Below are 26,311 nucleotides of genomic sequence, written 5' to 3'. Positions count from 1 at the left end.
CTAAAAAGAGGTAGGTATGTTTTTTCCTGCCTCTTTTTTATTAGTTGCTGATTTTGAAAAATTTGTCATTTTGAGTTAACTAAGGATATCTAATTGATATGAAATCTCTAGCTAAAGTTTTTATTACTTTGTTGTTGACTGTAACTATTGCCTTTGGTAGTTTTAATACTCGTGCCAACTCTTCACCTATAAGTTATGTAGACCATAATCAAGTTAGTTCATCTGATCTACAACCGCAAATTCTTCCTAATCAAAGTATAGAAATACCAATGACCATAACCTATAAAAGGATCGTTGAAATAGCTAACAAGACTCAATGTATTCTTAAACCTGTAGGTGTTTATAATAAATCTTTAGAATGGCCTCTCGGTGATGTCGGTTCATTGCGACTAGTCGCTGAAAGATTTAATAGTGATACTTTTTCTTTTGCTTCTAATTATCGAGTTGATTGTGGAATAGGTAAAGAAAAAAGAAATTTACAGTTTTCAACTTCATTAGATACTGAAGGGAATAAAAAAATTAATGTTGGAGTTATTAATCAAAATGGCAATCAGCCAGCAAAATCAACTTGGGATAAAATGACAGATCCTAGTGATAAATCTCTCCTTAATCATCCTTTTGGGGTTAATGCTTTCATTAGACAAAAAGACCAAACATCAATCTGGTTGTTTGAAGTTGTAGAAAAATAATAACTTTTTTTGTAGAGCCGCTAGTGCGATCGCCTGATCTTGTAGTTAATGAAATGTAACGCACCTTATGTATGTTTATTTACTGATTTTCGGTGCGTTACGCTGTCGCTAACGCACCCTACGTTTTTGTCCGTGGTTGATAGCCTTTCCCTTGTTTCCTCACAAATCGATCTACTTAATATTGTAATATTACTTACTCCAATCTCGAATTTATAAGTTTTCTATTTTTCCAAAATCTCTGATATTAACGGAAGAAAAACGATAAGATGTTAGTATCAATCAAGGCTGGCTTCATCACTTCTTCTCCCTAAAAATGCTTGCTGTCGGCGTGTATTTATTTCTGCATTAAAATCAGCAAACATTTCATCTGACATATTATGCCAACAACCAGCAAACTGCATAGTTGGGTTGGGGGAAACTTGAGAAATTTCTACACCTAATCGAAAATAATGAATAAAGTGATATAATTCTGCCAATTTATCTTCTGGGAAAAGATTTATTTCTGTAATAACTTTTGTGCGTAGGTTTGAAGAATCCATAGCAAATTAATGTAAATTAATCAAGCAATAAGTTAATTCTATAGCAATATCAAATGTCATCACGAGACACGCGGGAAGTCAAGAAGATCATCTTGCAAAACTTTGATGAAATAGTAGATGAATGGCAAACATTTAGAAATTGGCAAAATGGATAAGCAATACAACATATCAAATATTGACTTTAATGGAGAGTTGATGATTCTATCAGTAGATGAAAAAACTTATCAAATCCCAATTATTCAAGCATCTAAGCGACTTGCTCAAGCAACAGATATGGAGCGCAAAATGTATCGTATTTCGACCTCTGGTTATGGTATTCATTGGTACGCCATTGATGAAGATTTGACAACTAAAGGACTAATCAAACTAGCAGAGATCGCCAAGACAGCTTAAAGTGCGATAGTGAAGCACTGCTGCAAGCAGATCGACCCTCATCCTGAATCTATGAAATCAAGGGTGGGATTTGTTCTAACGAAACTAAACCATTCTCTTCAAAATCAATCTCCAGATGATATCCTGCCATCAAAGCCGTTCCCAATAAAGGTTTAAAACCAGATGCTAAAATAGGAACTACTTTTTCTCGATTGTCCCAAACAATTGTTGCTAAATGTATAGATAACAACGTCTCCCTACCATCGGCTAATCTAGCAAGCGTAGTGGAATATAACGGCAGATTCATCGCGCTGACGGCTTGTGGTGGTAAGGTAAGATGGTCGTTGAATCCAGTATCAATAATAAAATTAATAGAAAAATCTCGTTGTGTCGGTAAACGAAAAATTACTGGCACAATCGCTTTGCTATCGATCAATCTCCCGTAAATCATTTGACAGTACGCTCAATCGCTCCCCCAAAGCTGACAGCAACATCATAACCAATCCGCATCGTAAATAATCTGGCATTTGGTTTCTTTTGCTTTAACTTTAGTGCAGTTTCTACACCAGTTTTATCAATTCCGTATTCTCCGGTTTCCGCATCAATTACAATCATTTTGCCAATGTGATCATCACATTCCACTTGTTGACGAATGCCATTTTCGTAAAATTGTTTAGCCCTTTGAGCAACTTCTTCTATGGTCCAAAAAATAGCCTGCATGATCATTAAACCTCCTTTATGCTGTTTAATTATTTTAAATGTAAATTAATCAAGCGATAAGTTAATTATATAGCAGAAATAGCGGAAAAATTTATTCTAGCTGAACCGTCCCTGTTCCCTATTCCCTGGTAAAATATTTCAACATCTCTGAAAATACGTTACCATGACCACTGAAAATACCACGGGTGCTGATGCTATTGATAGAGCGATATCAAGGGGAATTGATTTTGATGGTTCTCCTATTCCCATAGTTAAATTAGACCTATATGAACAAGTTATGGGTTTAGAATCAGGCAGACAACGCAGCGGTGTATCCAATACCATGCGTTCTCGCATTGTTCGGATTGGTGCTAAACATATCCCCCAAGCTGAACTTGATCAAAAGCTGGTTGAAGCTGGTTTTGCACCTTTAAAAGAAAAGGAAATTGCTTTTTTCTACGGTGGTAAATAAAAGACAAAGAATTCCGTGCAAAAGTCAGATCCCCGACTTCTTAGAGAAGTCGGGGATCTGGTGGTTTATAGTAAACCTAAAGATATCTAGAATAAATTTCAGTTCTAGTCAGAAATTCTGCTAATTTATAAATAATTGGTTAAGCTACGAAGATTTTTGGATCAAGAAACCAAGTCAACCAGGTAATTTATCGTCATATCAACATTCACGTTTCAGGGGTTCTGGTAATGGATATTACGACGCTGCTAATTGTTTGGTTAGTAACGGCTGTTAGTTTGTGGATTATTAGTAAATTACCTTTAGGAGTGGAAATTGATTCTCCTGAAAAGGCAATTTTTTCTGCCGCAGTTTTAGGTATTATTACAGCATTAGTGAAGCCAGTTCTCAAATTTTTGTTTGTGATACCAAATTTAGCCACCTTTGACTTATTATCTGGTATCTTCACTTTCATGATTGCTGTTGCTTGTTTTAGTATTGCTGCTTGGTTAGTAGATGGTTTCCGGTTACGTTTTGGCATTTGGAGCGCAATTTTAGGTGCTTTTGCGCTTACTCTTGTCAATAACATTATCTACAAATTATTAGGTGTTTAATTGGTAATTGGTAATTGGTAATTGGTAATTGGTGATTGGTAATTGGTAATTGGTGATTGGTAATTGCTTACTATCACCTATTCGTTATATTATCAATACGAATCCCAAAAATCAATCTGGGATTAATCTCTGCAAAATCTGTTTCACAACTATCCCAGTCCAATCAATATCCGCTGCTGTTGTCTGTTTTCCTAAAGTTAATCTAATTCCTCCTAAAGCCGCTTTTTGAGAATATCCCATTGCTAGTAAAATGGGACTAGGGCTTAATTTTCCACTATTGCAAGCCGCACCAGCACTAATACCAATTCCGGCTAAATTTAACTGTCTTACTAATGTTTTACCGCTGATTTTTTCCCCGTCGGCTGCTTCTAAATAAAAACTGAGATGATGGGGTAAACGATGAATTTTGTCACCTGTGGGTATTAAACCGGGAACATCTGCTAGAATGGCAAAGAGGCGATCGCGCAATAGGATCAATCTCCCTGTTTCCGTCTCTAATTCCTGTGCTGCTAACTCCGCAGCTACTCCAAATCCAGCAATAGCGGGCGCTGCTTGCGTCCCTGAACGCAGTCCGTTCTCCTGTCCACCCCCACCCAGTAGCGGCATTAATTCCACTCCAGGACGCACATATAACGCCCCTGCACCCAAACCGCCATAGATTTTATGACTGGATAGACTCAATAAATCTACGGGTAATGTCTGCACATCTAGCGATAAACGTCCAGCAACTTGCACTGCGTCTGTGTGAAATAAAGCGCCGTGTGTTTTCGTGATTTTCCCCAATTCAGCAATTGGTTGAACTGTTCCTATTTCACTTTGTCCATAAATCACAGATACTAAAACAGTGTTATGTCGTAAAGCTGCTTTTAAGTCTTCGGGGTTGACTCTTCCTTGATGATTTACACCTAAACGGGTAATTTCCCAACCCCAATTTTCTAACATTTTCGCCGGTTCAGAAATGGCGGAATGTTCTACACTGGAAATGATCATATGTTGGGGAGTAGTGTAACATCGCGCCACTCCCATAATTGCTAAATTATCTGCTTCTGTTCCCCCAGACGTGAAAATAATAGATTCGGGAACTGCGTTAATTAATCCTGCAACTTGCATTCTGGCTGTTTCTAAAATCAAGGCGGCACGGTTGCCCCATTCATGTAAACTGGAAGGATTACCCCACTGTTGTGTTAGGATTGTTTGGATAATTGCGATCGCTTCTGGACGAGTTGGAGTAGTTGCACTGTAATCTAGATATACTTGCATAAAAATTAATAAATAATAATTACGTATTGCTATTTTTAGGTAAGAGTTTCACGCAAAGGCGCAAAGGCGCAAAGGAAGAAATTAATTCAGGGTGTGATATAAATACATTAAAATCCCTGTAATTTACTTTTATCAGATTACTGTGTTTATTTTCCCACAAATACGCTATTTTTCTTATATCTTTTTATTGCTATTCACTTTAGGTGGTTGTCAACAGGTTCAATCATCAAATCAGCGTTTAGCACCTTTACCTCAAGATCCTTTAATTCAAGTTTACTTTAATAATTCCCAATCTTCAGAATATCAAGAAACCTATCGTCAGCAAACCCGGTTAGGGGATGATTTAGAAAAGCAGATTGTTGACACTATTTCCCAAGCTAAATCTACTGTAGATGTAGCTGTACAAGAATTGCGTTTACCAAGAGTTGCCCAAATATTAGCACAAAAACAAAAATCTGGCGTAAAGATTAGGTTAATTTTAGAAAGTAATTATTCTCGTCCGTGGAGTAGTTTCACTTCCGCAGAAATAGCGAAGTTAGGAAAAAGAGAACAAGAACGATATCAAGAATTTCGGAAATTTGTGGATATCAATCAAGATAATCAAATCACACCAGAGGAAATTAGTCAACGGGATGGTTTAGCTATTGTTCAAAATGCCCAGATTCCCTGGATAGATGATACTGCTGATGGTTCAAAGGGTAGTAGTTTAATGCACCATAAATTTGTCATTGTTGATCATCGTTTTGTAATTATTACTTCTGCCAATTTTACCTTTAGTGATACGTCAGGTGATATTAGTAATCTTAGTAGTTTAGGGAATACCAATAATTTATTAAAAATTGATAGTTCTGAATTAGCAACCCTACTCACAGAAGAGTTTAATATTATCTGGGGTGACGGAGTAGGAGGAAAACCAGATAGTAAATTTGGAGTTACTAAACCTGTTCGTAACCCACAAACAATTACATTAGGGAATAGCAAAATTACAATTCATTTTTCCCCAATTTCTCCCACTGAACCTTGGAGTAATTCCAGTAATGGGTTAATTGCTAAAACTTTATCTACAAGTACGAAAACCGTAGATTTAGCATTATTTGTATTTTCAGATCAACAACTTGCCAATATTCTAGAAGAACGTCATCATCAAAATGTCCAAATTCGGGCTTTAATTGAACCACAATTTGCTTATCGTCCCTACAGTGAAGCGTTAGATATGATGGGATTTGCTTTAAGTGATAACTGTAAATATGAAGTTGATAACCGTCCTTGGAAAAATCCCATTTCTACCGTTGGAGTCCCAATTTTAGCCAAGGGAGATTTATTACACGATAAATTTGCAGTCATTGATAACCAAACCGTAATTACAGGTTCACATAATTGGTCAGAAGCAGCAAATAATGGCAATGATGAAACATTAATAGTGATTGAAAATCCCACAGTAGCAGTACATTATCAACGGGAATTTGACCGCCTTTATGGTAAAATAAAACCCGGTTTACCAGCAAATGTTAAATCTAAAATAGATGCGGAAGTTAAAAAATGTCCCCAAATCAAACAACCATCATCTTTTGTAAATTCGATTAACACTAAAATTAATCTCAATACAGCAAGTCAAGCAGAATTAGAAACTCTTCCTGGTGTGGGTGAAAAGTTAGCCCAAAGGATAATTATAGCCCGTCAACAGCAAAAATTTACTTCTTTACAAGATGTAGATAAAGTACCGGGAATTAGTGCTAAAATCTTGGCAGAATGGGAGGGAATGACCACATTTACCTCAGATTAACGCATATACGGATAATCATGTTACCATTAATGATATAATAGTAGAGAAAGCGAGTTAGTATTTTAGTAAGTGCCTTAAAGTTAAAATATTGCTAGGAGAACTTATGAAATTTTACGATAAATTGAATGGGGCGATCGCTCAAAATCAGAGTTTACTATTTGTAGGACTAGATCCTAATCCAGAAATGCTCCCTGAACGATATTCCCAGAAATCAGATCCCAAAAGTATGATTGATAGTCTGTGGAATTGGTTAGAATTTACTATTTCCCAAACCAGTGATTTAGTATGTGCCTATAAACCAACTCTGGGATTTTACGCAGCTTTAGGTATTCCAGGATGGGAATTATTAGAAAAAACTTTAAAAGCTATTCCTGCCCATATTCCGATTATATTAGATGCCAAACATAGCGATCTTAATACTAGTACAATTTTCGCTAAAACTGTTTTTGAAGAATGGCAAATTGATGCGATTACATTGAGTCCTTATGCAGGACAAGATCACGTAGCACCCTTTTTAGTTTATCCCGATAAAGCCGTTTTTATTTTGTGTACAACTTCTAATCCAGGTGCAGTAATTTTGCAGCAATACCCTACAGCGGAATCCCCTTTTTATTTACAAGTAGTTAAAGAAGCAAAAAATTGGGGAACACCTGAACAACTGGGTTTAGAAGTAGGAACTATTCAACCAGATATTTTAGCGAAAATTCGCAAAGAAGCACCAGAAAGAGTAATTTTAGCCCGCAGCATTTGGTCTGAAGGTGGTAATCTTAAAAACTTGCTATCAGCGGGATTAAATTATAATGGTGATGGGTTACTTCTTCCCGTTTCTCAAGATATGTTAGGAAGTGAAAATCTATCTACACAACTGCAATCTTTAAGGGCGGAAATTAATCATCTCAGAACTGAAATTTCCCAAGAAAACTCCACTTGTTCCGTCTGGTTTTCCGATGTTTGTTTGTTAAATAAACACCCGCTTTTAGATTTAATTCTACAACTTTATGACATTGGTTGTATCATGTTTGGTGAATTTGTCCAAGCTTCTGGAGCTACGTTTCCCTATTATATAGACCTCCGCAAAATCATTTCCAATCCCCAAATATTTCATCAGATAGTAATTGCTTATGCAGAGATTCTTAAAGACCTAACTTATGATAGAATAGCCGGTATTCCTTATGGTTCTTTACCTACTGCTACTGGATTATCATTACATCTAAATTCCCCGATGATTTTTCCCCGCAAAGAAGTAAAAGCACACGGAACCCGCAAGGTAATAGAAGGTAATTTTAATCCTGGAGAAGTTGTTGTCGTTGTTGATGATATTTTGATCAGTGGTAAAAGCGTAATGGAAGGAGCAGAAAAGTTAAAATATGCAGGATTAAATGTCAATGATATTGTAGTATTTATGGACCATGAGCAAGGTGTAAAAGACAGATTGCGAGAAAATGGTTATCAAGCACACGCAGTTTTAACAATTTCTGAAATTACAGAAACTTTATATGCAGCAGGACGTATTAGTGAGGAACAATTTAAAACCTTATCTGAAATAAATTAGACATTTATTCTCAAGATAGTGATACAAAACTAATTCAATAATTAGGATTTTGTAGTAAACTGTAGTTAGAATGGTTAGATATGGGAATCTTCAATAATTTCCCAACAACAAAACACCCGACTTCTCTAAGCAGTCGGTTATCTGAGAGGTTGTTTGAAAAGTATTATATCAAACCGGTAATCTCCAAAAACCTAACCCCCCTACCCCCCTTCCCTGCAAGGGAATGGGGGTTTTAAAGCCTCTCCCCTTGCAGGGGAGAGGTTTGGAGAGGGGTCAGTCTATACATTCAAAACTTTTCAAACACCCTCTGAAACTCTGGATGTTTAAAAATAAAGCTTAGTAATTTTTATCACCAATCAAAACAGGAACAAATTTCTCAATGAATGCCATACGTTTTCATCATTCCTTAGTTAATAAAAAAATTCCTATCCTTGTTGATAGCACTGATCTTAATTATTATTTTCAGGAGCAAGGATATCAAACTATTTTATTTGATGATTACGATTTTGCTAGTCAAAAATTAGCATTTGCTGTAATTTCAGATTATAGTTATCATGATCGACTTATACAGCTATCTCATACCTCCAAAAGTACGATTATCCACCTACTAGCAGTTAGATATGATATAAATCCTCAAATTATCGCTTATTCATTCGAGCAACTTCTCTCTTGTAATTTAACAGAAGTATTAGAGTTAAGAGCTAAAACTTATGAGCAAATTGCTGAAGTGGAAGATGAATTATATTTATCTGATCATAGAGGGACTAAATTAACGTGCTTATTGTCAGAAAGTTTAGAAGTTATAAATACTGAAGATGATTTAGAACCAGGATGGTTTTACTCAATTTCGGAAATGCTAGAAAGCGGAATAGTCAATATTAAAAGTGATAAATCAAGTTTTTCACTAGATGGAACTTTCTTTTTTGATGGCATAATTCACGCTTGTGCAAACCCACAAGTGAGAGAACGTCACCAGGATGCTTTGACATATTTACTTAAGAAGGTAAATTCAAGTCAAGAAAAATATATTCATATCAAAGATAATACTATAACTCATCTCATTTTGGATGGTAGGGATGAAACTTCCATATTACTGGAAATGGATTATGGTTTAGAACGTAACTTGAGTTTTACTGAGATAGGATTTGGCTGTAACAAAAATATTGAAAAAAATCTGAATTGGCAGATAAACTCCATTATGAATCAAGGAGTATATGGAACGCACATAGGCATAGGTATGGCACAGAAGTCTCCTTATATTGATTTTATTTCTCAAAGCATCAAGATTATTTAATGCCGATATAGCGGTTCTTGGTTGAGTGAAATACAAGAACCCCACCCCCAACCCCCTCCCCGCAAGCGAGGAGGGGACTTATGATGTATCTCATTCAAGTGCATACCGCTATAAATTGCCATCCTATATAACCTGTCAAATAACTCCTCTTCTGTCACTTTCCCTAAATGAAATGATGTAACCCTTGCTATATAAGAGTTTTAGTTTAAAGCAATGATTACATCTATCGGATTGGAAAATAAAGCCAGAAACCCAGATCCAGTAAAAGTTGTGTCAATTTTTATGCTTTTGATCTCTCAAACATTGGATCGAATAGGACAACACCATGAAGATAAGGAAACATAGCCTGAGTTGGAAGACGGTCTTGGTTTTTCGCAAAAACATACCAAGTTTGTCTGGGACGAAACCAGGGGATAGAGATTCCTACCAGTCCGGCATCTTGTGCTAACTTTTTAATTGTGGCTGGTCGAATTGTTACACACAAAGGGTATTCCCAACCATCTCCTTCCATGTCGGTATCTCCCTCCATAAAAGTAGCAACGATAAGACCATCAGGTTTCAAATGTTTAGCAAAGTTCTGAAAACAAAGATCTACTAAATTAGTCCTAGTATGAGTTAATACGGACTGTGCGAGGATAAAATCAAAATCGGTTTCAAATTCAGCTAAAGAGAACTTATCGTTATAACTAAAACACGGTTTCTTGATGCGAAGGAGATCCTCTCCAACTTGGAACTTTATAGCATCCTCGATTAACCACTTGTTGGGTTCTACTCCGTAATAACAACCTTCATCAAGGTAAGGTAGAAAAAGCCGACCTGCACGGAGCGAACCACAGCCAAAATCAAGCAATTTATGCTGAGATCGGAGACCTAGTGTACAAAGCAACCGAAATTGAGACGCTCCCATGAAATCGTACTCTTTTGCTGGTCCTACATAATCATTGTAGTTTTCTCCAGCAGTTATTTTTAAATCCGCCATTGGTATTCTCACATTAATAAAGGTACTTTGCTAGGATAGCAGGCTACGAGTTGATCATATCCAAGTAATTTCACGAATAAAACCGGATATTTATATTATGATTAATACGCTTTTTATCATCAGCCTATTCTATTAATAATTCACCAGTAATAGTCATACACAAATGCTGAAGATAATTAACAAATAAAACATTAAAATCAATGCTTATAAGCTGAACATTAGTTAAAGCAAAGTAGAGCTTGTTAGAATAATGGGATAATACAATTTATATTCATTGGCATAGTTGTATTGTGCAAGCGGACTGTAATATAAAGGGTTTTTTTGACTTAAAAACTGCAAATTAAACCTTAATTACCTGATCCATCTTTATTTATTAAAAAATGTAAACATTTTGGAAATTGATCTTGTTAAATCAAATTGATGCTGATACAGTGATATCAACGAGTTAAAAAACAACTCGCCAATTAGTAGCTAAAATTGCAAATTTTAAGGAGCAACTAAAATGAACGCTAAGAAAACACAAAAACGTAAACTTGAACAAGTTAACAAAGAAACCCGTAGCAATTTGGGCAATATTTACTGGTAAGAATTTGCTGAACATTACCAAGTAATGTAAGTATTTACAAGTTGGTAAATTAGTCTAAGCACTTGGGCAACAATTCTTAGAATTGTTGTCCAAACTTATTAAGTTTTCACACTACTTAGCTAAGATATCTTGAAGACAATAAAGTTTTGGAGTCGGTTAAACAAATATGCACATCTTAGAGTTTTATCAAGCTTTTCTGCAAAGACAGATGCCAATTATTGTTGATAGTAATGAAATTCATACTTACTCCCAGGAGCAAGGATATAAAACTATTTTTTTTGATGATTATGACTTTAAGAGTAAACAAACAGCCTTTTTAATCTTTTCAGATTATAGCTACTATTACAAACTTAAACAACTTTGGCATGATTCTCAAAGTACCATAGTACATTTACCAGCAGTAAAATTTGATGGGAGCTTACCTGTAATTCAATATTCTTTTAATCAGCTATTATCAGGTGATATTGAACAAGCATTAGCAATTCGAGATATTTTATATGATAAAATAGCTGAAAGTGAAAGTGAGCTATATTTATCAGACTCAAGAGGAAGTAAGCTCAAATGCTCTCTAGGTGAGAATATAGAAATAGCTAATGCTGATGTGGAACTGGAGTCAGGATGGTTTTACTCTGTGGCTGAGTTCTGGGAAAGTTCAGTAGTGAATACAAAAGCAAATAAATCCAGCTTTTCTGTAGATGGAACTTTCTATTTTGATGGCATATTAACCCAGACTACAACTCAAGAAACAAAAGATTATAATTGGCAGCCCTTACAATATATTACAGATAGGGTGAAATTAAGTCAAGAAAAATATCTAGAAATAGAAGATAATGCCATAACTCATCTGATCATAGATGGTAAAGATGAGACTGCTGCATTATTAGATATGACTTACAACTTAGAAAGAGGTTTAAATCTGACAGAAATAGCCTTTGGTGCTAATAAAAAGATTGGAGAAACAATTGATTGGTCAATAAATTCAGTTGTTAACGAAGGTATATATGGAACTCATGTAGGGATAGGAATGGCACAAAAAGCTCCCCATATTGACTTTATTTCTCAGGCTTTAAAGTGGGTTTAATTACTGATAAAACCTGATTTTCATGACAGTAGCACTGGTTTTGATTATTGATAGCAAAATTTGTGAGCTTTCTGTGGGGATAGTTTAATGAATTACCAAGACAAATAAACAAAAATTTCTAAAAAAAATGCTGACTGATTCCCCTGATCCAGAACTTTTGGTATCTGCCTTACCTAGACCAGAAATATCTCAAGAATTTAACTGGAGAAATTGCTGGTATCCTATTATTTTTGTACGAGATTTACCTCAGAAGCGGCCTTATGGATTTTCTCTGTATGATGAACCATTAGTATTATTCAGAGATGCTCATGGCAAATTTGGTTGTTTACAAGATATTTGTCCTCATCGAACAGCTAAACTTTCTCAAGGACAAGTTGTTGATGGCAAACTAGAATGTTTATATCACGGTTGGCAGTTTAGTGCTAATGGAAAATGTGTGCATATTCCCCAGTTATCAGCAGGGAGTAAAATCCCCCATAATGCTTGTGTAAAATCTTTTGCTGTGACAGAAAAACAAGGCATTGTCTGGATGTGGCCTGGAAATGCACAAGCTGCTGATGAAAAAATGATTCCTGTTTTAGCAGAATTAGACGATCCTAAATTTATAAAAACCGATTATTTACTAGACCTTCCTTATGACCAATCATATTTTATCGAAAATGTTATTGATCCAGCGCATATTCCAATTAACCATCATGGTAAACGTTTTAAGCGAGAAGACGCACAAGCTCTAGAAATGGAGGTAATTGATGTTTCATCTCAAGGAATTCGCGGTAGATATAGAAATCAACAAACCAATGAACCTTGGATAGTTCTTGAGTTTATTGCTCCCAATTTAGTGAGATATGCGGTTTGGAAAGAACAAGGTTTGTTTGCGGGCGCGGAGTTATATTCGATACCAACAGGTAAAGGAAAGTGTAAGATTTTACTTAGAAATTATAATAGTGTGCTTCCTTGGGTCAAGAAACTACAACCTGTCTGGATTGAGCATTGTTTTCGTCATATACTTTTGGAGGGAGATGCGGAAATTATCCGAGAACAACAGATGCAAATAGAACGTTTAGGCAAGAGTATGAAAGAATTGTTTTTGCCATTAAAAACTTCTGATGTCTTGGTAATTGAATATCGCAAGTGGTTAGATAAATACGGAACTGATTTGCCGTTTTATCAAGGATATGCAACAAGCAATCTTAATGGTATTCTACAATCATTGGACATAGGCGATCGCTTCACCCGTCACACTCAAATCTGTAATTCTTGCAATCGCGCTCATCAGATAAGTAATCGAGTCAAACACAGTTTAGTTGTCACAGCAATTATTCTTGCCGCTATAGCTATGATTACAGAAAATTATCAAGCTCGCGTTTTTGTAGTGACTTTATTTATCTTGTCATTAACCATAGCCTTTGCTGCTCATAAAGTGAAAATACTACTCGAACGTAATTATGTACGTCAATACATAACAACAGAGAAATAACAAGTAATAGAAAAGGTGTGGCTTTTTCACTACTTTTGGATCACTATCCATAAAATTTGTAAATTATTGTAAAATTTGTAAGTTATTGTGGAAAAATTCAACACTGCCAATAAAATCAATAACCCCACAGGTTAGTAATTTTTCTGATCAAAATTTAACACTGATTTGATGACTTAGGACTTACTATTATGGCAGATATTGCTTTCTTTGATCTTCCTAGTTATACCCGGATTGATACAACTCTAGGTTTAATTCAAGAACTCGCTGATAGAGGAGAAAAAATAGATTATTATTACTTCGATGAATTTCGAGATAAAATCGAATCAGCAGGTGCTAGATTTCAACCACTGCCTAGCATGAAACCTCCAGATTCAGATCCAACACTGCAATCGCGGTTGATAGAATATTGCTTAGATGCTGTACCAATATTATTAGAAAATTTAAAAATCAACCGCCCTAAATTAATTATTTTTCATGCTAAATGCTTATGGGCTGCTATCTGTGCTGATTTACTTAATATACCTAGCGTTTGCTTCCATACAAATTTTCTTTTACCACCTCATTTTTTGCCCCCGCTACCATTGTTATTAGCAGCCTACCCGATTAATGATATTGTTAAACATTTACAAAGATTTTACCGACATCAACGACTTTGGCGGCAATTAACCCAAAAATATACACTAAAGGCGATTAGCAAAAAAGATGTATTTCAACTACAACCAAATTCTATGAATTTGCGAGGTGATTTAAATATTGTTTATACATCGGAAATGTTTCAGATCCAACGTTCATATTTTGATGCCAGTTATATTTTTACAGGACCTTGCTACAGCGAGAGAGCAGTTGATCCTCAATTTCCTTTACTAAAGAGTGCAGAAAAACCAATTATTTATATTTCACTAGGATCAGTGACATCATATAATTCTAAAACCTTTTTTTATCAACAATGTTTACAAGCTTTTGCAAATAGTGAGTATACGGTGGTAATGTCTGTAGGGAAATTTATAGATATTGCTGAATTGGGAAAGATTCCCCCTAATTTTATTGTCAGCAACTATGTACCTCAAATGCAAGTGCTTCAACAAGCTAGTGTTTTCATTACTCATGGGGGAACTAATAGCACTTGGGAAGCATTAATTAACAAAGTACCACTGGTTGTATTTCCCCAAGGAGGTGATCAATATTTAGTAGCTAATCGTGTAGAAGAATTAAATATCGGAGTATGGGTAAAACAGAAAAATATTGCTCCATTGAAATTGCGATCGCTTGTTGAGCAGATCATCAAAGATGAAAAAATTCGTAGTAACATTGATCTATTAAGTGATTCTTTGATAATATCAGGTGGCACTCAAAAAGCAGTAGATAAAATTTTAGAATTTAAACAGAGGAATAGCATTTCTCATGTTTTGCAATAGCACAAATTTTATTATCTGCATTAACTCAGTAAATTCTAATTAAGAGCAAAATGAAACTGACAACAGAAGCACTAAAAAGTTATGAAGAACAAGGATTTTTGTTCATTCCAGAGTGTTTTAGCCGTGAGGAAATATCAGTAATTTGTGATCAAATTCCCAATGTCATGGACGATGAAGCAGTTGGTCGTGTTTTGGAAGATGATCAAAAAACCTTACGCACTCTCTATGGAGTTCATCTCAATAACAGAATTTTCCGAGATTTAGTCCGTCACCCTCGTCTATTGGCAGTTGCACAACAACTTTTTGCCAGTGAATTGTACGTTTTTCGCAGCAAAATCGTCATGAAACCAGCTTTTACCGGAGGAATGTGGGGATGGCATCAAGACTCTGCATTTGCACAATATTACGAACGAATTCCCTCACCACAAGGAGGAAATGCCATCCTTTTCTTAGATGAAGTCAATGAATTTAATGGACCAGTATATTACATACCTGGTTCTCATCAACAGGGAATACTCGAAGCGGCAAATTCTGCTTCGACTACTAATTCATCATTAGCGATCGCTCCAGAAACAATTGCCAAATTTGCATCTGTGCAAGGAATTGTCGCACCGAAAGGCCTAGCAGGATCGGTTTTGTTTGTACATTACGATACATTACATGGTTCTGTTGCCAACATTTCTCCCTGGGACCGCCGAAACTTTGTCATCACCTATAGCAGTATTGAAAACAGCGCCCTTCCCAACAAAGAAAGACCAGCTTTTTTATCAAATCCTGATCTCACGCCATTAATAGCTCTTAGTGAAGACGAACTTGATCGCATATTTACCCTTGGGTAAATGAACAACATTTTTTTGTCTCACGCAGAGGCGCTCCAGGCGCAGAGTTGCTCCAGGCGCAAAGAGGAATCAAGAGTGTGATCTAAATACATGAAAAATGCTATAAATTAGCAAGAATTTATATGAACAATACAATTATGGGGATCAATTGGAGTCGAGTCATAATGAACCGGGAAACGGCAAAGCTACTAGAGAATTTACCGTTTTCAAAATGGCGAGTATTAGAAGTTTCAGGTAAGACTTGGGAAACTTTTGGGTTTCAAGAGTATGAAAATATCCACTATCCAGAATATGATATTTGTTCTGCACCCTTGCCAAAAAAGTTTGATTTAATTATCGCAGAACAAGTTTTTGAGCATTTATTATATCCCTATCGAGCCGGTCGCAATACTATTTCTATGCTTCACCCAGGAGGGTATTTTCTCATCTCTGTCCCTTTTTTGGTGAAACTTCATAATTACCCAATAGATTGCACACGCTGGACAGAAACTGGACTCAAACACTTTCTCCATGAATGCGGATTTCCTCTAAATAACATTCAAACTGGTTCTTGGGGAAATCGCCAATGCATCATTGCTAATTTCTCTCAATGGGTCGAATATGATCCTGTTTCTCATTCCCTAGATAACGAACCAGAATTTCCCTACCACGTCTGGGCATTGGCGCATTTATAACATCAAGCTAGGGTCAATATAGCAGTTGCTAGATAGATAAGAATTTAGGCGTTGCTGATTTGAGGTATGAAAATGATTTTTGATGATTTCAAAACCCTTGTAGAGACGTTCCATGGAACGTCTCTACACCTAAATTCATACCTGGTTTCATCAACGCCAGAATTTACTGAAAATATTGCCAAGAAATTAACAATTCAGAACGATGAATTTTACAATCCCTGAAGAATATAACTTCCTATCTCGCTTTTACCGACTGGCATTTACGAATATTCTCTCTAGTATTGTTGTGCCACTGTCGGGTTTAATAGACCTAGCCTACTTGGGACATTTACCTGATATCCGTTACCTAGCAGGAGTTTCTTTAGCCACAATTCTTTTTAGCTACTTATATCGAGTTTTGAATTTTTTACGTTCTTCTAGCAACGGTATGACAGCACAAGCTGTAGGAACAGATGATCCAGAAGCCATACTATTAGTATTACTCCGAAATGGTCTGATTGCTTTCGGAATAGGTACACTCATCCTCATTCTTCAGTACCCTTTACAAACAGTAGGGTTTACCTTTTTAGTCGGTGCAACAGAGGTAAAAGATGCCGGTCTTGACTATTTTCAGGCTCGTATTTGGGGCGCACCTGCGGTTTTACTTAACTTCGTCCTAGTTGGTTGGTTTTTTGGCCGAGAACTTAATATTTTTGTGGTGCTGATATCTGTAATAGAAAGCCTAACTAATGTAGTGCTGGACTACTTATTTATTATTCGCTGGGGTTGGGCTAGCACAGGGGCTGGTTTAACTACAGCTATTAGCCAGTATGTAGCATTATTTATAGGTTTAATTATAGTTTGCTTCCACATTGATTGGTCAATTCTATCAGGTGTAATCCCAAAAGTCTTGAATTGGTCAGCTATTAAAGCTACCTTCAAACTAAATAGAGATATGTTAATAAGAAGTTTGGCAGTAGTCTCTACCTTTGCCATTTTTACTGAACTCAGTTCGGCAATGGGAACAGAGATATTAGCGGAAAATACTGTTCTTATTCAAGCAGCAGCTTTGAATATGTTTGTTGTTCAAGGAGTAGGATTTGCCACCCAAAGCCTCACAGGAAACTTTAAGGGACAAGGTACATTACAGCAGTTACAACCATTACTAATTGTTAGTTTACTCACTAGCTTATTGCTTTCAATTCCCATTGCTATTTTATATATTCTTTTTCCAGAAACTATATTTGGACTATTAACCAACCACACTGAAGTAACTGAAAACATTTCTGACTATGTCAGATGGTTGTTACCATTCCAGGGGTTGTTTGCAGTTACCGTAATCTTGGAAGGATTCTTCGGAGGTTTAACCGAAGGGCGAACATTACGTAATTCTGCCCTCATTTCCTTTGGTGGAGGTTTCATACCTATGGCTATAGCTAGTTGGTATTTTCACAGTAACCATCTTTTATGGTTAGCGATGACATTATTTTCAATAACGGCTATTGTGGTATTTTCATTTAAACTATTAGATACATTTACAAGTGAAATAAAAATTCCTATCGTTTCCTCTACAACTACTGAAAGTTAAGATAACTTTGCTATTACTTGAAAACCTTCGCAGGAGGGTAATTATTAACTTAACTTACATAATAGAATAAGATACAGTCATAAGAGGATGTTTGAAAAGTTTTTAATGTATAAATAAACCCCTCTCCAAACCTCTCCCCGACGCGGGGAGAGGCTTTGAAACACCCCTTCCCTGGTAGGGAAGGGGGCTGGGGGGTTAGGTTCTTGGAAATTATTGGTTTCATCTAATACTTTTCAAACAACCTCTAAGCCCCCTCCTCGCTTGCGGTGAACCAGCGCTGTAGGCGGGTTTCCCACCGTAGGCGACTGGTGAACCCGAAGGGGGAGGGGGTTGGGGGTGGGGTTCTTGTATTTCACTCAACCAATAACCGCTATAACACCGATTCAATCATCAAAATTAAGTAGTAAACTGTTCAATAGTTTTACGAAGATCAGGATTTGATTGATGATTCCTACTATTTCCACTATTCCCCTTTTTCAACTTGCTTCTGGGGAGTTTCTTTCTCTCCAGGTATATAAATTTATTGGTGCTAAATCTGGTAAAAAAGTATATATCCAATCTAACTTACACGGTGCGGAAATTGTTGGTAATGCTGTCATTTACCAAATCATTGATTTCTTAACGACATTAAATAATACTCAGATAATAGGAGAAGTTTGGCTTGTACCTGTTTGTAATCCCTTAGCTGTTAACCAGCGAACTCATAATTTTTCTACGGGTAGATTCAATATTTATGATAGTCAAAATTGGAATAGAATTTTTTGGGATTATGAAAAACAACATGATGACATAGAAGAATTTGCCCGTTCTCAAATTGGTTTAGATATAGGTACAATTAAATATAACTTTTCCCAAAAAATTAAATCTAGTTTCGATAGTCTTTTAGATAAAATCAATGCCCCTAGTAGTGTACAACTAACTGATAAATATCGCTACAAGCTGCAATCTCTTTCTTTCGATGCAGATTACGTCATTGATTTACATAGTCACACTGGAGAAGGAATAGAATACCTTTATTATTTCCGAAATCGAGAAGAAAGTGCCAATTTATTTCTCCTCAATTATGCCATTTTATTTGATGAATATGATGGTGATGCTTTTGATGAATCATTCATAAAACCCTGGTTAGCTTTAGAGAATGCTTTATTAAAATTAACCGGACAAAAAATGATATTTGATAAAGAAGCATGGACTTTAGAATTAGGAACAGGAATGCAAATGAATCCAGATTCAGTAACTAAAGGAGTGAGCGGAATTAAAAATTATTTAACTCAAAAAGGTATTTTAGCAATACAGGAATTTACCCAATCAAAAACTATATCTCATCAAACCAACTTTCGTTCACTTAGTCAACTAAAAAAATATTGGAGTCCCGTAGGAGGAATGATTTTATCTAAAGCTGAATTAGGTACTTCAGTAAATCAGGGAGATTTGCTATATCAAGTTCTGACATTCAATAAAATTGGTGAATTACCCATAACTATTCATGTTCATGCAGAGAAAACAGGCTTGGTTTATGATACATCAATAAATAACTCTGTTAACGAAGGAGAATTTGTATTAGCGACTATGTAGTTTGTCATGGAAAACATTTAACACAGAATTATTCAATCTATTAATTCATCTGCGTTTATTTGCGTTTATCTGCGTTCAAATCTTGATTCTTAAATAAAATTACCATTTGTCTTGATTTGCATGAAGATAGATATCAGGATTGTCGGTTAATGGCAAGAAACCGTAATAAAACATTACACTAAAATAAATATCTGACTGGGATTTAGCGCCTAAAAAAATTATGACTCAAGCAACTACAAAAATTTGTATACTAGGCGGTGGCTTTGGTGGACTCTACACCGCGCTTCGTTTAAGCCAATTACCCTGGGAATCTACACCCAAACCTGAGATTATTTTAGTAGATCAGAGCGATCGCTTTGTCTTTTCTCCCCTGCTTTACGAACTCCTCACCAGAGAACTCCAAACCTGGGAAATCGCCCCACCATACTCAGAACTACTGCAAGGAACAGGAATCCAGTTCCACCAAGCTGCTGTTTCCACAATAGACATTAACAAGCAAACAGTTCAATTACAAGATAAATCAGAACTAAATTATGACCGCTTAGTCTTAGCATTAGGTGGCGAAACACCCCTAGATTTAGTTCCCGGTGCTGCCACTCATGCTTACCCTTTCCGTACTATTACTGATGCCTACAAATTAGAAGAACGGCTGCGAATTCTCGAAGCAGCAAAGCCCGAAAAAATCCGTGTCGCCATAGTTGGTGCAGGTTACAGCGGCGTAGAATTAGCCTGTAAACTAGCAGATAGAATCGGCGAAAAAGGACGTTTCCGCCTGATTGAACTCAGCGACCAAATTCTCCGCACTTCCCCAGAATTTAACCGTGAAGCCGCCAAAAAAGCCTTAGATAGCAAAGGCGTATTTATTGACTTAGAAACCAAAGTAGCAGCAATTGATCAAAATAGCATCTCTCTGGAGTATAAAAATCAAGTAGATACCATTCCCGTAGATGTAGTCATTTGGACAGTGGGAACAAAAGTTTCTCCAGTTGTCACAGCCTTACCCCTCAAGCAAAATCAGCGTGGACAAATCACCACCACACCGCAATTACAAGCCATAGAACATCCCGAAATCTTTGCTTTAGGAGACTTAGCCGACTGTCTCGACGCAGACGGAAAACAAGTCCCCGCCACCGCCCAAGTCGCCTTTCAACAAGCCGATTATACCGCTTGGAATATCTGGGCTACTATTACCAATCGTCCCCTCCTCCCCTTCCGCTATCAACCATTAGGAGAAATGATGGCTTTAGGAATAGATAACGCCACCCTCACCGGGTTAGGTGTGCAATTAGATGGTTCTTTTGCATACTTAGCCCGTCGTCTAGCGTATCTGTATCGTTTACCCACATTAAATCATCAATTAAAAGTCGGGTTTAATTGGTTAGTTAGCCCCATAATAGAAGCCATTTCCAAGTAATTAAATTAAAGATCCCCGACTTCTCAAAGAAGTCGGGGATCTGAAATGGTAAACTAGACAAATTCAGATATTATGGCTATGTATTTAGCGACTGCTGCGGACTAAAGTATTAATTCTTATGAAAAAGCCTAAAGTTATTTTTGTAGATGCTGTTGGTACATTGTTTGGGATTAAAGGTAGTGTTGGGGAAATTTACCGACAAATCGCCCAAGAATTTGGTGTAGAAGTTTCCGCCCAAATTTTAGATCAAAACTTTGTCAAAAGCTTCAAAGCCTCACCACCACCGATATTTCTTGATGCAGATATCAGAGATATTCCCCAGCGTGAATACGATTGGTGGCGGATAATTGCCTTAAATACCTTTGAAGGTGCCGGTGTTCTCCAAGAATTTACCGATTTTACCGCTTTTTTTACCGAACTTTATATCCACTTTGGAACTCCTGAACCTTGGTATGTTTATCCTGATGTAACTTTGGCGTTAATGAACTGGCGACGCTTAGGAGTTGAATTAGGAGTATTATCTAATTTTGATTCTCGTTTATATTTAGTATTGCAAGGTTTAAGACTCAGAGAATACTTTTCCTCTGTCACCATTTCCACTCAAGTTCGTGCCGCTAAACCAGATCCAGAAATATTTAAAATTGCTTTAAACAAGCATAAATGTTCAGCAGAAGAAGCATGGCACATTGGTGACAGCATAACAGATGATTATTATGGGGCTAAATCGGCAGGAATCAGAGGCGTTTGGATTAACCGTAATCCCACCGTCTAATACCGTAATTATACGGTGAATATAGGTTTGTGGTGTAAATTTTTCTTGCAAAAATTTTATATATAGCTATATTTACAAGTGATTACTGTTAACCTATAAATTATATTTTTAACTAGTTTGAGTAGTATGAAAAAATCTCTATCAAATATTTGGTATCAATTTCGTCAAGCTTTCTCAGTAACAGCAGAAAGTATTAATACAACCACCGCAACAGGTGAAGTAGTTTTAGAAGTAGCAACAGCCATTCAATCACAAGGTGCTAATTTAGAAATTTTGCAACTGTTACTGCAAAATTCATCTTCTTTATTAGATGTATTGTGTTCACCATTAACCCCAATAATAACTGGAGAATTATCATTCTTATCCCTGGGAGTAGCTGTTCTCAAATCTTATCGTGATCTTTCTCAAGAAACGCCTACTTTAGCAGATTACATATCTATTATTAGTCAAGTTGCCTATTTAGAAAGCATCCGGGATATTTTATCTTTATACCCTTCTTTAAACTATGATCACCCCGATAAAAATGAAGAATTAGGAAAAATATTAGCAACTATCAATAATATTGAATTAGATGAACAAACTGCTATCCAGACCATTGAATGTTTTCATGAATCTGAATTAGCAGTAGCATTTAATCAATTATTATCCACAAGGTTGATATCTGACTATTTGGGTAAATATCCAGCCAGACTTTTAGCAAAACGAATTGCGGTCAATACCAACTCACATATTATCAAGTTTTTGATAGATCTAGATGATGATATCATCCCAAATTGTCGAGATACATGGACAGCAGAATACCAGAATATTCAAAACATTCAGGAATATCTGCAACATCATATTGATACTCAAGCATTAGATCAGGTATTTGATCAAACTTGCTCATTGAAGAATATTTATATTCCTCTTAAAGCTCAATCTGTAAATCAATATGGGCAAATAAATATTAATGCTGAATCTTGTGATTTAGAAGCATGGGTAAAGAAAAATATCTTGACTGAAAACAACTTAGAAAAATTTATATTTATCCAAGGAAAAAGAGGCAGAGGTAAAAGCGTTTTCTGCAAAATATTCGCAAATTGGATTAGACAACATTTACATCCTTTCTGGACACCAATTTTAATTAATGTCAAAGATATCAAAGTTTTATCATCTCAGTTAGCAGAAACATTAACTGCAAATTTAGATATTAGCTTGATTCGTGGTGATCATAATTGGTTAAGAAATAAAAATCATCGTTTTGTTTTTATCTTTGATGGTTGGGACGAATTACCAACTGCGTCTAGAAATAATCAAAATCTGGAAAAATTTATTCGGCAAGTTAGCGAATTTCAGCAACAATGTGAAAATGATGAAAGCATGGGACATAAGGTATTAATTACCAGCAATGTGATTCCTTTATCAATTATCTCTAATTTACCCACAAATTTAGAAAGAGTAGAAATTCTTCCCTTAGATCAACAACAACAACAACAATGGTTAGGAAAATGGCAATCTCTACCAAATAATCACGGCAAAAATACAGATTTACAGCAGTTTCTAGTGAATCAAAAATGTCCTGCAATTATTCAAAAATTAATTTGTGAACCATTGTTACTATACTTTTTGGCGGGAATGTATCGAGATGATCAACTGGTAATTGATAATTTAGCAGCGGATAATACTCGAACTGCTACAGCTTTAATTTATCAAGCAGCCATAAATTGGCTGATTGCTAAATCAGGTGATAGTTTCCATGATCAATTACTAAATTTAAAAGATATTCTCACAGAAGCTGCTGTTGCTGTCACCCAGTCAGGTGAAGAATTTTCTGCAATATCAATGCTAAAATCTCGGCTAGGAGATGATGCAAAATCTATCAAGGATGAAATTATCAAAACACCCTTAGCAGATTTTTATGTTTATCCTGATCATGAGTCAGACAATCAGGTAAAGTTTAGCCATCAAAGTTTTCGTGAATTTCTCTTTGCTGACAGGTTGAAATTAAGCCTAACTGCCTGGACACAGTATTATAATACGGAATCTGCGAAAGAATTAATTACTAATGAAGCAGAGATGAATTGGCAAATTTATGATTTGCTGGGTTTTGGCATTCTTACCCAAGAAATAGTTGAATATTTAATGGGTTTAATGATTGCTATTCCCAATTTTCGTTGGGTACAACTATATAGACGGTTGGATGATTTTTATGTTAGTTGGTGTCAAGGTAAATTTATTGATACCGCTGAAGAAACCTTACCCCAAACTAAGCTGCGAGAATTACAAAATGCTGGTGTTCATCAATTAGGTCAGCGTCAAGTAGATGTTTATGCTGGGTTAAATGTGATGATTTTACTTTTAGCTATACAGCGTTATGCTCAAGAAGATGAGTTACTCAAAGAGCATATAATTTTTTATCCCTCTGGTCAACCGGAAGAGAATAATTTCACCTATCAATTACAAAATATTATTTATTACAGTAGTTGTTTACAGGGTGAAAATTTCCGCAGTTTAGTTGGTCAATTTCTGAGTGGCGCTCATCTTCGTAGTGCAAGTTTGTTACAAATAAATCTTAGTTACGCGGATTTAACAGAAGCAGACCTCAGCCGCGCTAGTCTTTATGGGGCAAACTTTAGCTATGCTAACCTTAACCGTGCCTATTTCATTGGTTCAGATTTAAGAGATGTAGATTTTTCTGGTGCAAATTTAGCAGAAACTTACTTGAGTGGCGCTAATCTGAGTCGTGCTAACTTATGCGGTGCAAATCTTCAAGATGTGGATTTGAGTCGCGCTAATCTGAGTGGTGCAGACTTACGCGGTGCAAACTTTGATGGTGCAAATTTTATGGGTGCTATATTTAGCGATAATACCTTTGGCGCTATTCGTTGGGATGAAAAAACTAATTGGCAAAATGTGGAAGGTTTAGAAATGGCGAAAAATGTCCCCTTGACTTTGAAGAAACGATTTTTGAGAGACTTTTAATTTCTGGGGGGAGAAATTGTCCGAGGAAACCCCGCCCCTACTTTTTGTTTAAAATGGAATGATATGAGGATATATTTAGATATCTATAATTGTCTCAATCTACCGTTTGTTCTTGAATCTATGAAGTCTTATTTAGCCGCCGCTATTCAAATGACCAGTGTGCCTGATTTACAAAAAAATTTGGCACAAGCAGAAGAATTAATTGATTTGGCTGTGCGTCAAGGTGCAGAGTTGGTGGGTTTACCAGAAAATTTCTCTTTTATGGGGGAAGAAAAGGATAAACTAGCTCAAGGAAATGCGATCGCTCAAGCAACGGAAACATTTCTCCAAAAAATGGCACAACGCTTTCAAGTTACCATTCTCGGCGGCGGCTTCCCTATCCCTGTAGATAGTAGTGGTAAAGTTTATAATACAGCATTACTGATAAATGCCAACGGTCAAGAACTCGCCCGTTACCAAAAAGTCCATTTATTTGATGTCAATGTCCCTGATGGTAATACCTATCAAGAATCCAGCACCGTCATGGCTGGACTTGAATTACCTCCCGTTTACGCTTCCCCGGAGTTAGGGAAAATTGGCCTTTCTATTTGCTATGATGTTCGCTTTCCCGAACTGTACCGACATCTATCCAATCAAGGCGCAGATATTCTATTTGTTCCCGCAGCCTTTACGGCTTTTACTGGTAAAGACCATTGGCAAGTATTACTCCAATCTAGGGCGATAGAAAATACCTGTTACGTTATTGCTCCCGCCCAAACTGGTACTAATTATGACCGTCGCCAAACTCATGGACACGCCATGATTATTGACCCTTGGGGTGTCATTTTAGCAGACGCTGGGGAAAAACCAGGAGTGGCGATCGCCGAAATCAAACCCACCCGACTAGAACAAGTTCGTCGCCAAATGCCATCCCTACAGCATCGTGTATTTTAACCACACCCCGGCAGATCCCCGACTTCTTCAAGAAGTCGGGGATCTATTTGGGATCTATTTCCTAAGTCAGCAAAAAATTTTTTTCCTAAACACTTGACATTATCTAAAGAGAACTGCTATATTCTCTATAGTGAATTCGTTGGGGCGTAGCCAAGTGGTAAGGCAGTGGGTTTTGGTCCCGCCATCCCTAGGTTCGAATCCTAGCGCCCCAGTTATAGAAAGAGCAAGTTTTAACAGCTTGCTTTTTTTTATACTCAAAACAGTTGGAACATGGACTTTTATAAAATTACAAAAAACCTTGATTTGTAGGGGTAAACCAAAAGCTTATTGGTGTCAACTTAACGTAAAACATCTATCCCGCAAAGAACTCAAGTCGTCTCATTCCCAGTCAGAGACTGTTCTTCCCTCCCCTGCCCCCTCTGCCTCTCTTCTCCCCCTGCTTGCCTTAACCCGTCATTTTCGGGTTGACAGACTACTAGTGGTCATCGGATTAGCTTACCAACAGCAATTGAATATGTATTACACTGCACACCAAAATATCGCTTACCAGAAACTACCCGCATTGCTGATAAATTAGCCTCTGCAAGATAAATATTTCCACAATATTTGCAGAAAATTTATGTTCCTCACACTGATTAGACATATACCTGCTTGAAGGTATTAGCCAAGAACTACTTGCTGAATACTTTCTGTTAAGTATATCTGTAATCATAGGAAGAATAAGTATTGATTATTAACCAGAAAACATTGAGTATCAAATATCTCTAAAAGTTTTCTAATTATCATCT

23 protein-coding genes, 1 tRNA gene and 1 pseudogene are annotated in these 26,311 nt (G+C 36.4%); 20 read left to right on the top strand and 5 right to left on the bottom strand.

Annotated elements, in window-relative coordinates; all coding sequences use genetic code 11:
- Positions 1 to 98: 98 nt before the first annotated feature.
- Entirely contained in the window at positions 99 to 689 is a 591-nt protein-coding gene (locus AN486_RS05795; protein WP_290599575.1) for a hypothetical protein, read from the top strand.
- A 275-nt stretch (positions 690 to 964) separates the two neighbouring features.
- Here the strand turns inward: AN486_RS05795 and AN486_RS05790 are convergent, their stop codons facing one another.
- Positions 965 to 1,228 carry a hypothetical protein gene (locus AN486_RS05790; RefSeq protein WP_039200648.1) on the bottom strand — a complete coding sequence of 88 codons (264 nt, stop codon included), beginning with the start codon at positions 1,226 to 1,228 and terminating at the stop codon, positions 965 to 967.
- 117 nt (positions 1,229 to 1,345) lie between these two features.
- Here AN486_RS05790 and AN486_RS05785 point away from each other — a divergent pair, with 117 nt between their 5' ends.
- Positions 1,346 to 1,621 (top strand): DUF2442 domain-containing protein, encoded by a 276-nt coding sequence (locus tag AN486_RS05785; RefSeq protein WP_290599573.1) that lies wholly within the window; start codon positions 1,346 to 1,348, stop codon positions 1,619 to 1,621.
- Positions 1,622 to 1,670: 49 nt separating this feature from the next.
- Here the strand turns inward: AN486_RS05785 and AN486_RS05780 are convergent, their stop codons facing one another.
- Together AN486_RS05780 and AN486_RS05775 are read right to left on the bottom strand one after the other, a co-directional pair.
- Positions 1,671 to 2,051 (bottom strand): clan AA aspartic protease, encoded by a 381-nt coding sequence (locus AN486_RS05780; RefSeq protein WP_053539946.1) that lies wholly within the window; start codon positions 2,049 to 2,051, stop codon positions 1,671 to 1,673.
- The gene (locus AN486_RS05775) at positions 2,048 to 2,320 is read right to left on the bottom strand and encodes a hypothetical protein (RefSeq protein WP_027404065.1); all 273 of its coding nucleotides are present in this window, start codon (positions 2,318 to 2,320) and stop codon (positions 2,048 to 2,050) included. Before AN486_RS05775 ends, AN486_RS05780 begins: the two co-directional genes overlap by 4 nt.
- Before the next feature lie 163 nt (positions 2,321 to 2,483).
- Here AN486_RS05775 and AN486_RS05770 point away from each other — a divergent pair, with 163 nt between their 5' ends.
- Both AN486_RS05770 and AN486_RS05765 read left to right on the top strand, forming a co-directional pair.
- Complete coding sequence (locus tag AN486_RS05770) at positions 2,484 to 2,771, top strand: DUF4090 family protein (protein ID WP_039200652.1); 288 nt, start codon at positions 2,484 to 2,486, stop codon at positions 2,769 to 2,771.
- 227 nt (positions 2,772 to 2,998) lie between these two features.
- Positions 2,999 to 3,361, top strand: coding sequence for a phage holin family protein (locus tag AN486_RS05765; protein WP_027404063.1), 363 nt, complete (start codon positions 2,999 to 3,001; stop codon positions 3,359 to 3,361).
- 111 nt (positions 3,362 to 3,472) lie between these two features.
- On the opposite strand, the gene AN486_RS05760 is transcribed toward AN486_RS05765, so the two are convergent.
- Complete coding sequence (locus AN486_RS05760) at positions 3,473 to 4,621, bottom strand: cysteine desulfurase family protein (RefSeq protein WP_290599552.1); 1,149 nt, start codon at positions 4,619 to 4,621, stop codon at positions 3,473 to 3,475.
- A gap of 142 nt (positions 4,622 to 4,763) precedes the next feature.
- Between AN486_RS05760 and AN486_RS05755 the strand changes: the two genes are divergently transcribed.
- From AN486_RS05755 to AN486_RS05745, 3 genes are all read left to right on the top strand, one after another.
- Positions 4,764 to 6,404 (top strand): DUF655 domain-containing protein, encoded by a 1,641-nt coding sequence (locus AN486_RS05755; protein WP_290599551.1) that lies wholly within the window; start codon positions 4,764 to 4,766, stop codon positions 6,402 to 6,404.
- Positions 6,405 to 6,507: 103 nt separating this feature from the next.
- Complete coding sequence (locus tag AN486_RS05750; protein ID WP_290599549.1) at positions 6,508 to 7,956, top strand: bifunctional orotidine-5'-phosphate decarboxylase/orotate phosphoribosyltransferase; 1,449 nt, start codon at positions 6,508 to 6,510, stop codon at positions 7,954 to 7,956.
- Positions 7,957 to 8,335: 379 nt separating this feature from the next.
- Positions 8,336 to 9,250, top strand: a complete 915-nt coding sequence (locus AN486_RS05745) for a hypothetical protein (RefSeq protein WP_290599547.1) — start codon at positions 8,336 to 8,338, stop codon at positions 9,248 to 9,250.
- 280 nt (positions 9,251 to 9,530) lie between these two features.
- On the opposite strand, the gene AN486_RS05740 is transcribed toward AN486_RS05745, so the two are convergent.
- Positions 9,531 to 10,229: a methyltransferase gene (locus AN486_RS05740; protein ID WP_053539941.1), complete on the bottom strand. Its 699-nt coding sequence runs from the start codon at positions 10,227 to 10,229 to the stop codon at positions 9,531 to 9,533.
- 752 nt (positions 10,230 to 10,981) lie between these two features.
- Between AN486_RS05740 and AN486_RS05735 the strand changes: the two genes are divergently transcribed.
- The 13 genes and pseudogenes from AN486_RS05735 to AN486_RS05675 form a co-directional block, all read left to right on the top strand.
- On the top strand, positions 10,982 to 11,896 hold the full coding sequence (locus tag AN486_RS05735; RefSeq protein ID WP_290599545.1) for a hypothetical protein: 915 nt from the start codon (positions 10,982 to 10,984) through the stop codon (positions 11,894 to 11,896).
- Between the two features lie 127 nt (positions 11,897 to 12,023).
- The gene (locus tag AN486_RS05730) at positions 12,024 to 13,373 is read left to right on the top strand and encodes a Rieske 2Fe-2S domain-containing protein (protein ID WP_290599543.1); all 1,350 of its coding nucleotides are present in this window, start codon (positions 12,024 to 12,026) and stop codon (positions 13,371 to 13,373) included.
- Positions 13,374 to 13,561: 188 nt separating this feature from the next.
- Positions 13,562 to 14,788 (top strand): macrolide family glycosyltransferase, encoded by a 1,227-nt coding sequence (locus AN486_RS05725; protein ID WP_290599541.1) that lies wholly within the window; start codon positions 13,562 to 13,564, stop codon positions 14,786 to 14,788.
- A gap of 50 nt (positions 14,789 to 14,838) precedes the next feature.
- Entirely contained in the window at positions 14,839 to 15,627 is a 789-nt protein-coding gene (locus AN486_RS05720) for a phytanoyl-CoA dioxygenase family protein (protein ID WP_290599539.1), read from the top strand.
- A gap of 122 nt (positions 15,628 to 15,749) precedes the next feature.
- Entirely contained in the window at positions 15,750 to 16,301 is a 552-nt protein-coding gene (locus tag AN486_RS05715) for a methyltransferase domain-containing protein (RefSeq protein WP_290599537.1), read from the top strand.
- 202 nt (positions 16,302 to 16,503) lie between these two features.
- Positions 16,504 to 17,868, top strand: coding sequence for a guanitoxin biosynthesis MATE family efflux transporter GntT (gene gntT / locus AN486_RS05710; protein ID WP_290599535.1), 1,365 nt, complete (start codon positions 16,504 to 16,506; stop codon positions 17,866 to 17,868).
- A 444-nt stretch (positions 17,869 to 18,312) separates the two neighbouring features.
- Positions 18,313 to 19,443: a succinylglutamate desuccinylase/aspartoacylase family protein gene (locus AN486_RS05705; protein WP_053539935.1), complete on the top strand. Its 1,131-nt coding sequence runs from the start codon at positions 18,313 to 18,315 to the stop codon at positions 19,441 to 19,443.
- A 220-nt stretch (positions 19,444 to 19,663) separates the two neighbouring features.
- Positions 19,664 to 20,857 carry an NAD(P)/FAD-dependent oxidoreductase gene (locus AN486_RS05700; protein WP_053539934.1) on the top strand — a complete coding sequence of 398 codons (1,194 nt, stop codon included), beginning with the start codon at positions 19,664 to 19,666 and terminating at the stop codon, positions 20,855 to 20,857.
- Positions 20,858 to 20,975: 118 nt separating this feature from the next.
- The gene (locus tag AN486_RS05695) at positions 20,976 to 21,629 is read left to right on the top strand and encodes an HAD family hydrolase (protein WP_053539933.1); all 654 of its coding nucleotides are present in this window, start codon (positions 20,976 to 20,978) and stop codon (positions 21,627 to 21,629) included.
- Positions 21,630 to 21,755: 126 nt separating this feature from the next.
- A complete protein-coding gene (locus AN486_RS05690; protein WP_290599533.1) occupies positions 21,756 to 24,590 on the top strand; it encodes a pentapeptide repeat-containing protein in 2,835 nt (944 codons plus the stop codon).
- 120 nt (positions 24,591 to 24,710) lie between these two features.
- Positions 24,711 to 25,523 carry a carbon-nitrogen hydrolase family protein gene (locus AN486_RS05685; protein WP_027404055.1) on the top strand — a complete coding sequence of 271 codons (813 nt, stop codon included), beginning with the start codon at positions 24,711 to 24,713 and terminating at the stop codon, positions 25,521 to 25,523.
- A gap of 140 nt (positions 25,524 to 25,663) precedes the next feature.
- Positions 25,664 to 25,735: transfer RNA gene (locus tag AN486_RS05680), tRNA-Gln, on the top strand.
- A gap of 265 nt (positions 25,736 to 26,000) precedes the next feature.
- Positions 26,001 to 26,114 (top strand): annotated as a pseudogene (locus AN486_RS05675) (endonuclease V); the annotation flags it as partial.
- Positions 26,115 to 26,311: the final 197 nt, after the last annotated feature.

Source organism: Anabaena sp. AL93 (assembly GCF_001672085.1).
In the GTDB taxonomy this organism is placed as follows: domain Bacteria; phylum Cyanobacteriota; class Cyanobacteriia; order Cyanobacteriales; family Nostocaceae; genus Dolichospermum; species Dolichospermum heterosporum.
The sequence above is the reverse complement of the archived record's forward strand: the minus strand, read 5'-3'. Positions and strand labels throughout refer to the sequence as shown.

What these genes read in the sequence shown, in the direction of transcription:
- AN486_RS05795 (WP_290599575.1), top strand. Translation starts at nt 99, where the DNA reads ATGAAATCTCTAGCTAAAGTTTTTATTACTTTGTTGTTGACTGTAACT.
- AN486_RS05790 (WP_039200648.1), bottom strand. Translation starts at nt 1,228, where the DNA reads ATGGATTCTTCAAACCTACGCACAAAAGTTATTACAGAAATAAATCTT.
- AN486_RS05785 (WP_290599573.1), top strand. Translation starts at nt 1,346, where the DNA reads ATGAATGGCAAACATTTAGAAATTGGCAAAATGGATAAGCAATACAAC.
- AN486_RS05780 (WP_053539946.1), bottom strand. Translation starts at nt 2,051, where the DNA reads ATGATTTACGGGAGATTGATCGATAGCAAAGCGATTGTGCCAGTAATT.
- AN486_RS05775 (WP_027404065.1), bottom strand. Translation starts at nt 2,320, where the DNA reads ATGCAGGCTATTTTTTGGACCATAGAAGAAGTTGCTCAAAGGGCTAAA.
- AN486_RS05770 (WP_039200652.1), top strand. Translation starts at nt 2,484, where the DNA reads ATGACCACTGAAAATACCACGGGTGCTGATGCTATTGATAGAGCGATA.
- AN486_RS05765 (WP_027404063.1), top strand. Translation starts at nt 2,999, where the DNA reads ATGGATATTACGACGCTGCTAATTGTTTGGTTAGTAACGGCTGTTAGT.
- AN486_RS05760 (WP_290599552.1), bottom strand. Translation starts at nt 4,621, where the DNA reads ATGCAAGTATATCTAGATTACAGTGCAACTACTCCAACTCGTCCAGAA.
- AN486_RS05750 (WP_290599549.1), top strand. Translation starts at nt 6,508, where the DNA reads ATGAAATTTTACGATAAATTGAATGGGGCGATCGCTCAAAATCAGAGT.
- AN486_RS05745 (WP_290599547.1), top strand. Translation starts at nt 8,336, where the DNA reads ATGAATGCCATACGTTTTCATCATTCCTTAGTTAATAAAAAAATTCCT.
- AN486_RS05740 (WP_053539941.1), bottom strand. Translation starts at nt 10,229, where the DNA reads ATGGCGGATTTAAAAATAACTGCTGGAGAAAACTACAATGATTATGTA.
- AN486_RS05735 (WP_290599545.1), top strand. Translation starts at nt 10,982, where the DNA reads ATGCACATCTTAGAGTTTTATCAAGCTTTTCTGCAAAGACAGATGCCA.
- AN486_RS05730 (WP_290599543.1), top strand. Translation starts at nt 12,024, where the DNA reads ATGCTGACTGATTCCCCTGATCCAGAACTTTTGGTATCTGCCTTACCT.
- AN486_RS05725 (WP_290599541.1), top strand. Translation starts at nt 13,562, where the DNA reads ATGGCAGATATTGCTTTCTTTGATCTTCCTAGTTATACCCGGATTGAT.
- AN486_RS05720 (WP_290599539.1), top strand. Translation starts at nt 14,839, where the DNA reads ATGAAACTGACAACAGAAGCACTAAAAAGTTATGAAGAACAAGGATTT.
- AN486_RS05715 (WP_290599537.1), top strand. Translation starts at nt 15,750, where the DNA reads ATGAACAATACAATTATGGGGATCAATTGGAGTCGAGTCATAATGAAC.
- gntT (WP_290599535.1), top strand. Translation starts at nt 16,504, where the DNA reads ATGAATTTTACAATCCCTGAAGAATATAACTTCCTATCTCGCTTTTAC.
- AN486_RS05705 (WP_053539935.1), top strand. Translation starts at nt 18,313, where the DNA reads ATGATTCCTACTATTTCCACTATTCCCCTTTTTCAACTTGCTTCTGGG.
- AN486_RS05700 (WP_053539934.1), top strand. Translation starts at nt 19,664, where the DNA reads ATGACTCAAGCAACTACAAAAATTTGTATACTAGGCGGTGGCTTTGGT.
- AN486_RS05695 (WP_053539933.1), top strand. Translation starts at nt 20,976, where the DNA reads ATGAAAAAGCCTAAAGTTATTTTTGTAGATGCTGTTGGTACATTGTTT.
- AN486_RS05690 (WP_290599533.1), top strand. Translation starts at nt 21,756, where the DNA reads ATGAAAAAATCTCTATCAAATATTTGGTATCAATTTCGTCAAGCTTTC.
- AN486_RS05685 (WP_027404055.1), top strand. Translation starts at nt 24,711, where the DNA reads ATGAAGTCTTATTTAGCCGCCGCTATTCAAATGACCAGTGTGCCTGAT.